Annotated in this window: 12 protein-coding genes; 10 read left to right on the plus strand and 2 right to left on the minus strand. The window is 46.5% G+C overall.

All coding sequences use genetic code 11. The features are described from left to right. Window positions 1-75: 75 nt before the first annotated feature. Entirely contained in the window at window positions 76-912 is an 837-nt protein-coding gene (locus E8L90_RS29435) for an MBL fold metallo-hydrolase (RefSeq protein WP_137033104.1), read from the minus strand. Window positions 913-1,082: 170 nt separating this feature from the next. On the opposite strand from E8L90_RS29435, the gene E8L90_RS29440 reads away from it, so the two are divergent. The 7 genes from E8L90_RS29440 to E8L90_RS29470 all read left to right on the plus strand — a co-directional run bounded on the left by E8L90_RS29440 (window position 1,083) and on the right by E8L90_RS29470 (window position 7,661). After that, complete coding sequence (locus tag E8L90_RS29440) at window positions 1,083-1,358, plus strand: DUF2277 domain-containing protein (protein WP_137033106.1); 276 nt, start codon at window positions 1,083-1,085, stop codon at window positions 1,356-1,358. A 92-nt stretch (window positions 1,359-1,450) separates the two neighbouring features. Beyond that, complete coding sequence (locus E8L90_RS29445) at window positions 1,451-1,687, plus strand: hypothetical protein (RefSeq protein WP_137033108.1); 237 nt, start codon at window positions 1,451-1,453, stop codon at window positions 1,685-1,687. A 136-nt stretch (window positions 1,688-1,823) separates the two neighbouring features. Beyond that, window positions 1,824-2,153, plus strand: a complete 330-nt coding sequence (locus tag E8L90_RS29450; protein ID WP_137033110.1) for a cupin domain-containing protein — start codon at window positions 1,824-1,826, stop codon at window positions 2,151-2,153. Between the two features lie 196 nt (window positions 2,154-2,349). Beyond that, window positions 2,350-3,042 (plus strand): FHA domain-containing protein, encoded by a 693-nt coding sequence (locus E8L90_RS29455; protein WP_137033112.1) that lies wholly within the window; start codon window positions 2,350-2,352, stop codon window positions 3,040-3,042. A 169-nt stretch (window positions 3,043-3,211) separates the two neighbouring features. Continuing rightward, on the plus strand, window positions 3,212-5,263 hold the full coding sequence (locus tag E8L90_RS29460; RefSeq protein WP_137033114.1) for a penicillin-binding transpeptidase domain-containing protein: 2,052 nt from the start codon (window positions 3,212-3,214) through the stop codon (window positions 5,261-5,263). Window positions 5,264-5,274: 11 nt separating this feature from the next. Beyond that, the gene (locus E8L90_RS29465; protein ID WP_137033115.1) at window positions 5,275-7,284 is read left to right on the plus strand and encodes a peptidoglycan D,D-transpeptidase FtsI family protein; all 2,010 of its coding nucleotides are present in this window, start codon (window positions 5,275-5,277) and stop codon (window positions 7,282-7,284) included. A gap of 80 nt (window positions 7,285-7,364) precedes the next feature. Beyond that, on the plus strand, window positions 7,365-7,661 hold the full coding sequence (locus E8L90_RS29470) for a hypothetical protein (RefSeq protein WP_137033117.1): 297 nt from the start codon (window positions 7,365-7,367) through the stop codon (window positions 7,659-7,661). A gap of 99 nt (window positions 7,662-7,760) precedes the next feature. Here E8L90_RS29470 and E8L90_RS29475 read toward each other — a convergent pair whose 3' ends face one another. Next, window positions 7,761-8,639, minus strand: a complete 879-nt coding sequence (locus E8L90_RS29475; RefSeq protein WP_137033119.1) for a proline iminopeptidase-family hydrolase — start codon at window positions 8,637-8,639, stop codon at window positions 7,761-7,763. A gap of 175 nt (window positions 8,640-8,814) precedes the next feature. Here E8L90_RS29475 and E8L90_RS29480 point away from each other — a divergent pair, with 175 nt between their 5' ends. The 3 genes from E8L90_RS29480 to E8L90_RS29490 are packed head-to-tail and all read left to right on the plus strand — an operon-like array spanning window position 8,815 to window position 11,896. Beyond that, entirely contained in the window at window positions 8,815-9,720 is a 906-nt protein-coding gene (locus tag E8L90_RS29480) for a hypothetical protein (RefSeq protein WP_137033121.1), read from the plus strand. Between the two features lie 26 nt (window positions 9,721-9,746). Further along, a complete protein-coding gene (locus tag E8L90_RS29485) occupies window positions 9,747-11,204 on the plus strand; it encodes a sensor histidine kinase (RefSeq protein WP_137033123.1) in 1,458 nt (485 codons plus the stop codon). Next, window positions 11,201-11,896: a response regulator transcription factor gene (locus E8L90_RS29490; RefSeq protein WP_137033125.1), complete on the plus strand. Its 696-nt coding sequence runs from the start codon at window positions 11,201-11,203 to the stop codon at window positions 11,894-11,896. The genes E8L90_RS29485 and E8L90_RS29490 overlap by 4 nt, the downstream gene beginning before the upstream one ends. Window positions 11,897-12,026: the final 130 nt, after the last annotated feature.

A 12,026-nucleotide genomic window follows, 5' to 3' on the forward strand; every position in this document is an offset into this window, starting at 1 on the left:
AAAACGACAGCTATTTACGAAGGCTGCCGTTTTTCATGTGTATGAAGCTCTTGAACTCCGTTCGCGTAATGAGTCTCATCTAAATTCAAGCGTTAAACCCACTCCAACCTCCAATACATTCGCCACATCTGATAATGCAATTTTCGATTTCAAATCTGTACAATGACAAGCATGTAAATATTTCGGTTTGACAGTCTGAAAATATTCGACGGTTTTATTCATCTGATATTCTCCAGGGTTTAGCAGATGAAATCCTCCGATTATATCGAGAATCCTATCGTCTCCACAAACTTTTTTGGCATACTCAATGGTATTGCAGATTCCTGAGTGTGAACATGCAACAATGATGACAAGTCCGTTTTCAGCTTTATAAACCAGTGCAGAATCGTCCAACAGGTAGTCCTCTGAGATTTCGCCCTCTCTTGCAATTTGTCCAATAGCGTTATCCGCTTCAAAAGGCATAGTCCTTTCCATTTCACCTAGGAAGACCAACTTCTCCGTCAGCCACACCGGCTTTTTGGTGTATTCCAATTTAAAATGCCTAGTGATTTTCTCAGCAGTTAGCAAACTCCCTATTTCTTCACCATTCAAGAGTTTGCTGTAGAATACATCGGGATGAGCAATAATGGTTGGAAGTCTGAATTCTAATTGTTCAAGCTTCGCTTCAGAAAACATTCGAATGAGCGGATCTAATCCCCAGGTATGATCGTTATGTCCATGTGACAGCGCAACGTAATCAAGTTTTCTCAAATCAATTCTCATCTTTTCTGAATTGCGAATGAACGCATCTGAGTATCCTACGTCGAACAGTATCCTCTTATCTTCCTCTTCGATTAAATAAGAAACAGCTGGCTCACCAATAAAGTAGCGGTCGATGTAAGTGTTATTATCCACCAGCACAGTTAATTTCATTGAGATAACCTCCTCTTCATGTCGTAAGACCTACTGTCCCTCCACAAAACCAAACAATTATAGTATACAGAAATTTCTGCCGTCAAATGAAAGCACAATCAGCACAACCTAGCGATTCATCGATCACGTATAGTAGAATGATACAAAAAAGGGGAAAGAAGGTGTAAGCGATGTGTCGAAACATCAAAACCTTATTCAACTTCGACCCACCCGCGACAGAAGATGAGATTCAAGCAGCAGCCCTGCAATTCGTACGAAAGCTCTCGGGCTTCAACACGCCTTCGAAGGTCAATGAAGAGGCTTTTCACCGCGCGGTCCAAGAGGTTTCTGTTGTTGCGAAAAATCTCTTGGATTCGCTCGTGACGAATGCAGAGCCACGCAATCGAGAAGTCGAAATCGAGCGTGCTCGCGCGAGAAACGCCAAACGGTTTGGCATGACAGAGTAGTGAGACGATAAAGACATGAAGTCTATTCTAGTGGCAGTCCATTCGGGCAACTGCCCATTTTTTTATGTGAGAAATGAATACGGGGTGAGCCTATGGAGCGGTTAAATGAGTTGAACGATTTGCTAAACAAATTGGAGGAGAGGCATATCTTTTATCGCTTAAGTAAAATAAGGAGCGAAAGCATCATGATCGAAGTAGCTGTCCCTGGTCAAAGATGGGAGATCGAGATCATGGAGGACGGTACGATGGAGATCGAAAAATTTATAAGTAACGGTGAAATGTACGATGAGAAGGAATTGGATGTACTGTTTCGAGACTTCTCCGATTAATGTAATGGTACTCTTCTACCTTTAACCAGAAAATTCAGCATCTTATCATCGTCTTATCAGATGATTTATCATTTCGCTACTATGTCTCTCTCCGGTGGATTGTATTATCGTAGAGTGCAAAGGGGAGAGGATCATCATGGAAAAGGTGAACGTCGCACAACATTTATCGCACTTGCAAGATTCCTGGGGCTCTCTGGTTGTCGGAGAGTTGAATGATACGTCTATTAAGCTAGAGAAGCTGCAAGGTGAGTATCCTTGGCAACAAAATGACCAGAAAGATGAACTGCTGTTTGTCATCAAAGGCAGACTGCTACTGATGTACCACGAGCGTAATATATGGGTGGAAGCTGGAGAATTTATCGTTGTACCAAAGGGAGTTTCCTACAAGCTGTTTATCCCGAATGGCGACTGTCATCTACTGGCGATTGAACCGAAAAAATTTGCTGCTCTCAAGCGCTGCTCCTAAGACGATCAACATAGAAAATCGAGCGCTATTCGTTCGCGGATAGTGATGATATAGAGCTGTCAATCGACCGGTCACTTTCGTTGGCTGGACAATTGGCGGCTTTTTTGCTATTAATATATGTTCAAAAAAGTGTTGACATATGCGTAATTTACTATGTAATAAATACTGATAGCTCCAACTCTTTTCGAGGTGATGAATGTTGGACGACGGCATATATGTATTGATTAAAAAAGGAGACCCCGAGCAGCTTCAGAAGCGTCAGTTTCTTCAGAAGGAAGAGTGTGCGATTGGGAGACGGGGTAATCAATTACAACCAGACATTGCTTTTTCCAGTCCGTATATCTCCAGAAGGCATGCAGTGATACGGAAAATCAACAACCAATATACGATTTCTGATTTGCAAAGCAAGCATGGGACAGAAGTGAACGGAATGCCGATACAGCAGGCACCACATTTTCTTTATCATGGTGATCATATTACGCTGGCTAAAGGCGTAGTAGAGATGATATTTTTCGCAGAGGGTAGCGAGATGGATGTGACGAGGGAGTTCTCATTCCCTTTGACGATTCCAAAAGAAACTACCTCCACTTCCGGCTTGGTCATCAATCTGGAACGCAGAGAAATACGTCTCGATGGCACAAGAATCCATTTGACCGGAAAAGATATGGACTTGCTCATGCTTCTGTACCAACGTGCGAATCAGGCAGTTAGCTATGATGAAATCATGGTACTCGTCTGGCCGGAGAGATTACTGAATGCGGAGAGCAGCGTTCCGGATGTTGGACGAGCCGAGATCAACGCTCTCGTTTATCGCTTGCGTAAGCGGCTGGGTAGATATGGCGAGAACATCACCACGATCCCGCGCTTTGGTTACATGTGGGAAAAATAGTAGGCAGTACGACAGACACAGGATGAATTTCCTGTGTTTTTTTGCATTTGATGTAACTATCTGACACTTATCATCGTCCTATGATAATAGTCTCATCTTGTCATCATCTTTTTTCCATATATTATGGTATTCGACTGTAATATCGTGTGGTAGGGAAGGTGAATGACTAGTGAAAAAGACATGGATAGTATTTTGGACGGTTTTTGTCGTTGTTCTTTCAGGTTTTTTTTATCTTTTCTGGGACTTTTGGAAGGACACCACACAGTCGGATGGCGAGAGGGCAAAGGCAGCATTCACTGCGTATACGACAAAATGGGGAGAACAGAAATTCTCTGACATGTACGAGCAGCTTTCTTTACATACAAAAAAGACCATCAGCAAAGAAGAATTCGTATCGCGTTACCAAAATATATACGGAGGGATCGAGGCCAAAGCGATTGTGGTCGAGCCGATGTACAATGGCGACGTCATGCCAGGTGAGGATGGGCAGATCAACTTTCATTACAGGCTGACAATGGAAACCTTCATTGAACCGATTTCCTTTACGGGGAAAGCAGCGCTTGTCAAAGAAACGCAGAACGACCTGGAGGACTGGTACATTCATTGGAATCCTTCTTTTATTTTTCCAGAAATGAAAGAAGGGGACAAAGTAAGAGCCAATACGGTGTATCCCAGACGAGGTGAAATCACGGATCGGGCAGGGCGTCCATTGGCCACAGAGCGTGTCGTGGTAGATATCGGGATCAATCCGGGAGAATGGAGCCAGACGTCACAGACCGAGAAAATGGCGGTCAGCAAGCTTTTGCAAATTCCGTTGGATGACCTCACCTCGAAGGTCCAAGCTCCGACAAGCAAAACGGTCAAGTTTATCCGGATTGCCACGCTGCCGCAGGACGATGCACGCATCAAACAAATAGAAAAAACAGAAGGGCTCAAATTGAACAAAAAGAAAGTCCGCTACTATCCCTATCAGGACGCGACGGCCCATCTGGTTGGCTATGTAGGAGCGATCAATCAAGAAGAGTACGAGAAGCGAAAGGATCAGGGCTATAAAACGTCCGATGTGATTGGCAAATCAGGACTGGAACAGATTTTTGAGGAGAAGCTAAGAGGGAGTGCAGGTGGGCGTATCGTTATCACGGATGCGGATGGAACGGAAAAAAAGACCGTGGTGGAACGCTTCGCCAAGCATGGACAGCCACTGGTATTAACGATAGATGCTGATGTACAGAAAACGATTTACCAGGAGCTGAAAAACGAAGCAGGCACGGCTGCGGCCATCTCACCAAAGACCGGGGAAATACTGGCCCTCGTCAATTCTCCGTCCTTTGATCCGAATGCGTTTGTGCTTGGGATGTCGGCAACAGAGTGGAAGCAAATGAATGAAAACCCGCAAAAGCCGCTTCTCAATCGATTCGCGCGCGGGTTTGCGCCGGGCTCTACCTTCAAACCGATTACGGCAGCGATTGGACTTGAGTCAGGTGCAATTACCCCTGCGGACAGTATCCACGTCCGGGGACTGCATTGGCAAAAGGATGCGTCCTGGGGTGGATACGAGGTAACACGGGTCAGCGATTACGGGGGACCTGTCAATTTGGAAAAAGCATTAGTGTACTCCGACAATATTTATTTTGCGAAAGCGGCCCTCTCCATGGGGGAGGAGCAATTCGTGAAAAAGAGCGAGTTGTTTGGATTCCATGAAGCTCTCCCGGTTCCATATCCACTGGACAAGTCGAAGCTGAATAACGGCGGTTTCAAAAACGAGATTCAATTGGCAGACTCTGGATACGGTCAGGGCGAGGTAACGATGACGCCACTTCACCTCGCGTTGGTGTACAGCGCTTTTGCAAATGACGGGCATATTGTCTATCCGTCATTGTTGCAGGAAGACAAAAAAGGCGGGTATTGGAAGACGAATGTCATACCTGTTGATGTGGCGAGCACGGTGAAGCAGCATTTGATAAAGGTTATGGAAGACCCGCGCGGCACCGGACGAGGAGCACGCGTGCCAGGTATTCGCATGGCAGGCAAGACTGGAACAGCTGAGCTGAAACAGAAAAAAGGCGAGATCGGGTTGGAAAACGGATGGTACGCCGTTTTTAATGTAGATAATCCACATTTGCTGGTTACCATGATGATAGAGGATGTCCGTGGTCGGGGTGGCAGTCATGTACTCGATGCGCGTATCAAACGGATTTTCACGAAGGTACTGAAAGAGTAGGGAGAGTAACGATGAAGGAAGAAAAAAATGATCGTGTGAAACGGTTACAAATCGTATATATCGTCGTATTTCTGATGTTTGTGGTCATCATTTTGAGATTGGCGCAAATCCAAATCCAGCAAGGGAGCGAATTTGCAAATGAGCTGGCAGACAGATCGTATAAAAGGGATTACATTCCCGCTATGCGAGGAAACATTTATGACCGCAACGGGTATGTCATTGCCGAAAGTCGGCCTTCCCATCTCGCTGTCTTCCGTGAACAAGAGATCATGGAGAAGAAAGCGTACTTTGACCTGGTGGAAAAGCTGGAGAAAATACTGAGCCTCGACAAGGCCACGCTGTTAAAAAAGATGGATGTCGGATATGCCTACGAGAAAGGCAATTATGTGTTAGCGGCACGGCAATTGCCGCGCTATTTGGAAAAAGAGCTGAAGGTAGATTTGACGGGGAAAGAAATCGCGGTGTTGGGTGAGCATCGCGGCGATTTGCCGGGGATTGAAGTGGTGACAAAACCGATCAGAAAATACGATCCCAAGCAAATCGCTGTACAGGCGGTCGGGTATGTCCGGCCCTTTCATATTGCTGAAAATGTGAAGCTCGCCTCCTACAAGGATGAGAGCACGCGGTATTTGCCGAACCAGTTAGTCGGGCTCGATGGGATTGAGCACTCTTACGAAGAAGAGCTTCGCGGGAGCAACGGTTACCGGATGTATGAAGTCGCAGCAAATCAGACAGTTGTAAAGCAAGTGGAGGAAGTTCCGTCCGTCCCAGGCAATCATGTGTATCTCACCATTGATCAGCGGATACAGCTGGATATCCGGGATTCGATTCGAGAGTTTCTTCCGAAGATGCGTGCAACCATCCCTGAGGCGAGGGCAGCAAAGGGAGCGTACGTCGTGGCAGTCGAGGTCAAGACAGGTAAGGTCGTCGCGATGGTCAGTTATCCGGAATACGATCCAAACGTATGGATTGAGGGACCGGATCAAAAAACGTATGACGAGATAAAGCTGGCGGTGGTGAATGGGACGATTCGGGAAGCCCCACACGATACGCGGCCATTAAAGGGCGAGGCGGCCATCCAGGAGGGCTACAAGCACCCGGGCTCAATTGTGCCGTCGGGATCTGTCATCAAGCCGATTACGGTATTGCTCGGTTTGCAGGAAGGCATCATTACTCCCTTCGATCGTTGGAATGATGTAGGTGTGTATCACTATGGACGTGGTACGGATCGGATTAAGAACGACAGTTCCAAAGCGCATGGCATGATTACTCCTGCGATTTCCCTGCAAAAGTCATCGAATACGTACATGTCGAGAATCGGGGAGGAGCTGTCCCGTCGAAAAGGAAAAGAGTCAGCGTCCGTGCTGCAATCGTACTATCATGCATTCGGGTTAGGGGTTCAGACTGGCGTGGATTTGCCGCATGAAAACAAAGGCAAAGAAGACTATTTGGTGATGGATGAAAACTACGGACCATTAGCAGCGATGGTGCAAGCTTCCTTCGGGCAACAAGTTCGAGCAACGACGATGCAATTGGCACAATATGCGGCGACGCTTGCGAATAAAGGAGTACGTTTGCAGCCGCAGATGGTAGATAAGATCACAGACGCAGAAGGAAAACTGGTGAAAACGTACACACCCAAAACCATGAGCACCTTCCCTCACCCTGATAAATACTGGGACGTTCTGGAGCAAGGCATGGTGATGGTGACGAAACCAGGGGGAACAGCAGTCCGCGCGTATGCGGGAATGCCATTTCAGGTAGCTGCAAAAACGGGTACATCTGAGCAAGACATTTATGTACCGGTGACGGTGACAGATGAGAAAACAGGACAGAAAAAGACAAGGTGGAAAATGCACGGCCGGATTACGAATGGTGTCAGCATTTCGTATGCGCCTGTCGACGATCCTGTCCTGGCAGTAGCCGTAATCGTTCCTGAGGGTGGTTATGGGGGAAGATCGGCTGCGATCATTTCACGTTCTGTGTACGATGTGTATGACAAGCATATCGGATTGAAATAGCAAGCTGCTCGAAGTGGCTCTGTCGAGGATCTACTTCGGGCAGCTTTCTTTCAGCCATTAGACAGATTAGGAGGATGACTATGGTAGGGATGGAGATAAACGATTTATTAAATTTCGTCTTGATTACTTTTATCATAAGTTTACTCGTTATTTCCGTTGCTTTATTGCTTCAAAAGAAACGAGGGAATCTGGTCAATGGATTCACACTTAGTATAATTTCAGTAATTTCCGTAATCGTTTCTGGAACGAATCTAATGATTATGGGTTACATAGCCGATGAATTTAATCTAAGTGGAGATGCGATGTCCACCTATATGTTTTTCATCATTGTAGGGGTAAACATACTTAATTTCCTTCTTTACTTAAAAAAAGAATGAGGGCTCGAAGGTTAAAAAAACGGAAAAACTCGCATCGCTCGGTGATACGAAGTCTTTCCGTTTTTATTTATAGGCTAAGCTAGTGAGGCTGTGGTGTTGTTATTTCGTATCTGCTTTTTGCAAAAAGCTGCGGATAACCTGCACGTATTCATCTGTCTCTTCCAGATAGCCGACATGCGAGCTGTTTTCAAAGACATGGAGCGCGGCGTTTGGCACCAGAGATTGATAATAACCTGTAGATTCAGGCGTTGCTTCATCATAACGGCCGCAAACGAACAGGGAAGGGATGTTGATTTGATGCAGCTTGGGAGTATAGTCGAACGTTTTCAGATTCCCTGTCGGGCAAAACTCAGATGGTCCCCACATTGTCATGTAAACCTCTTTGTTTGCTTTTGGACGGCTTTCTGTCATAACTGTTGGCATTGGATCAAGGCGGCACACATGGCGCTTGTAGTACTCCTTCATGGCATCCTGGTATTCTTGTGAATCGGTTGTGCCCTGCTCCTCGTGTGTAGCGATGGTTTGTTGCACATCTGCTGGCAATTGCTCGATTAAACGATCTGCATCCTGTTTCCAACGCTCTGCGCTCAAGCAGGGGCTGGAGAAGATGATACCCTGTACCCCTTCCGGCTTGGCATCTACTAAATAAGCTGCTGCCAGCATCGTACCCCACGAGTGTCCTAGGATGTGAACCTCTTTTAAGCCAAGGGCTTGTCTGATGCAAGCCAGCTCTTCCACAAAGCGTTCGGTTTTCCAAAGAGTCAGATCCGTCGGGCGATCGGAATTTCCCGACCCGAGCTGATCGTAGAAAATGACGGGTCTGTCGTTGCCTAAGACATGAAGCGTTGATTTGAGCGGATCATGCGTATTTCCAGGCCCTCCGTGAAGGACGATCAGAGGTGTTTTCTCCCCTTCGCCGACACGACTGTACCATACTCTTCCGCCAGGAACTTCAATATAGCCTTCTTGCATGCTCATCGATAATGCCTCCACTTCAGGTTCATGCTGATCTTTCCTTCTATCAAATATAGCATATGGAATTGTTTTTACACTTTTTTTAGAATTGATTTAGAGCGTGTTTAGACCCTCTATTTATCATCACTGGTATAGAAAGCGATGACAGTTGCTTTCGATGAAACGAGGAGGGATCAGCATGCGAAAAAAATGGTTAGGTATCGGCTTGTCGGTTGGAATCACAGGAGCATTGATTTGGGGATACGGGGCATCAGCGAGTGCGGAGAGCACGGCGATGGGTGTTTATGAATCTGCCCTTCATCAAACGAAGGAAGCGAAGAGCATGACGGCTCACGCGCAGCTAGCGCTTACAGACAACGGTACGAAGCTGCTCACGCTCGACGGAGTCGCAAAGATCGATCATAACCAGCACATCGGAAATGTGAATGCGACTTTTACAGACACGCTGGGCGAGAAAAGCATGCAAGCCTTTCTGGAAAAGGATCAAGTTGTGATTAAAAAAGGGGATAGTAACGTTTATCGGGTCATGGAAAAATTGGAAAGAAGTCTCCAACCTGAAAATGACGCCGATAACAAACGCGGGGCCATGATGCATAAGATGTTTGCTACGGTATTCGGCGATCTCGGAAAATACGCGACCATTGAGAATCTACCAGATGGGGGCAAGAGCACGTCGCTTCAGCTCTCTGAAGAGCAAATTCCAGCATTTATTCAGGCAGCCGGACCTATTCTCTACGATAAGCTCGCCAAACATAGTCAAGAAGCGTCTTCCTCTGAAAACCTTCTATCTGTGAAGCTTCCTCGTTTGCAAGAGGATTTTCAAGTGGACCAAGTATTGCTGAACGCCAAGATCAACGAAAAAAATCAAATCGAACAGCAATCTGCTGTGGTACACCTCTCGGGAACGGACGCGTCTGGGAAAGAGCACAAGCTCCAGCTTTCTTTGGATATCCGCCTGTCCGATTTGGGTACGACCACACCGGATCGCATCGATCTTACCGGCAAGCAAGTCGAGAAGGTTTCCCGCGAGGACATGAAGAACAAATGGAGAAAAGACTGGACGAAGCATTCCGATTTCGAGTAAACCATGACTGCAAAGGGGGATGAAACATGTCAATTAAAACAAGACTTTTGCTCTCCTATATTGCCATGATTATCATCCCCCTTGTTTTGTTTGGAGTGGTGGCATCGGGATTGGCGAATTACTTTTGGGGGGAACGAGAAGCAGGCAAACCATTCCTTCGTGATACGCTCAATAAACGAGACGAGTTGTTTGCTGGTCTTACATTCATGGCCAAATACGCTCCCAATCAATTGACGAACCAGAACATGCTGACAGAGACGGATGAGCAGCTACAAGCAGTTGGCGGTGCATTGATTCTGACCAAGGACGAGCATGTGCTATTTGTTTCCCCGTCGATTGATAGCGCTGACGTACCTAATTATTTGCAGGATCAGCCGGATCAGGGGCGCATGCATAGCTGGCAGCCGTTTAAACAGGACGGCTACACATTTGATACGTACGAGTTTACTTTTGCTGATCAGAGGAAAGGAAAGCTCTACTTCCTTGCGAATTCTTTCCCATATATGCAGACAGGCATTTATTTTTTTATCGCATTGATTCTCAGTCTTCTCACGATTGTGGCGCTGACGAACGGTGTATTAACGTTTCTTGTTTCACGGAGTATCATTCGACCTTTGTACGCCTTAAAGCAGGCAGCGAACGAAATCAAAGAAGGCAATCTAGAGCGTCCTGTTCGACTCCATCGCAAAGATGAGCTGGGGGAGCTGGGAGAAGCATTTGAAGAGATGCGGGGTAGATTGTATGATTCTATCCATTTGCAGCTTCAGTATGAGGAAAATCGTAAACAATTGATTTCGAGTATCTCCCATGATCTAAAAACACCCATCACAGGAATCAAAGCATGTGTGGAAGCGGTGCAGGAAGGGATTGCGGATACGGAAGCGAAGCGGGAAAAATATATGAAGATGATTGCCATCAAATCAGAGCAGATGGACCGTCTGATTGATGAGCTGTTTTTATTCTCGAGACTGGATTTGAACAAGCTTCCCTTTCACTTTGAAGAAATCGATATGCGAGCATATATGGCACAGTTTGCCGAAGAGCTGCGACTAGACCCGCGGATGCACGGCATTCCAATTCGCTATGAGGAGGAGCATACAAGTCCGATTCCAGTCATGGCTGATCAGGAAAAACTCCATCGCGTGCTCATGAATATCGTGGACAATAGCCTGAAGTACTTGAACAAGGACGAGAAGCTGATTCGATTGGAAGTGGAGAAAGCCAACAGTGAAGTGCTATTGGCAATCTCCGACAATGGAACAGGGATTGAAAAAGAAGCAATGCCCCATATTTTTGACCGCTTTTATCGGGCGGACCCTGCACGTAATTCGGCCATGGGAGGCAGCGGTCTGGGACTCGCCATCGTCAAACAAATTGTGGAGGGGCACGGTGGTCGTGTATGGGCGGAGAGTGAGAGCGGACGCGGGACCCGTATTTGTTTTACCTTGCCAGATATCAAGAGAGTCGGGGGTGACACGGAATGAAGCACATTTTAATCATTGAAGATGACACGGTGATCGCAGAGGTGCAAAAGGATTATTTGGAGGCAAACGGCTATTCGGTCGATGTCGCTACATCCGGCGATACGGGCTTGCAAAAGGCACTGCAAGAGGAGTATGACCTCCTAATTCTAGACCTGATGCTCCCGATCGTGGATGGCTTTGAAATCTGCAAGCAAGTCCGGAAAGCCAAAAATATTCCGATCCTGCTCGTCTCTGCGAAAAAGGAAGACATCGACAAGATCCGTGGACTGGGTCTGGGTGCCGATGATCATATCAGCAAGCCTTTTAGCTTGGGAGAATTGATAGCGAGGGTAAAAGCCCATCTGGCCCGTTACGACCGCCTCGTCTCTGATTCTAAACCGCGTACGGCAACAGAGGAGATCAGGCTTCGTGGGATTCGCATCGACAAGCTGGCGAGGAGAGTTTACATCAATGGAAACGAAGTGGCGTTCACTTCCAAGGAATACGACCTTTTGCTCTTTTTGGTAACGCATCCCAACTGGGTATTTAGTAAAACAGAGCTGTTTGAAAAAATTTGGGGTCTCGATTCGTATGGGGATATCGCGACGGTGACGGTGCATATCAGCAAGCTGCGGGAAAAAATAGAAAGTGATCCGGCTAAGCCACAATACATCGAGACGGTGTGGGGTGTCGGTTATCGCTTTTTACTATAAGTAGGAGAAAAAAAGCGGCATACATAAACACTTGGGTATTTCGTACCAAGTGTTTATTCTGTTTACCAAAAATCGACAAACTTAGGTAAAATAAATGGCAGATGTCGAATAATGTGAGTCATGCGAGCTA

Source organism: Brevibacillus antibioticus (assembly GCF_005217615.1).
Classification (GTDB): Bacteria; Bacillota; Bacilli; order Brevibacillales; family Brevibacillaceae; genus Brevibacillus; species Brevibacillus antibioticus.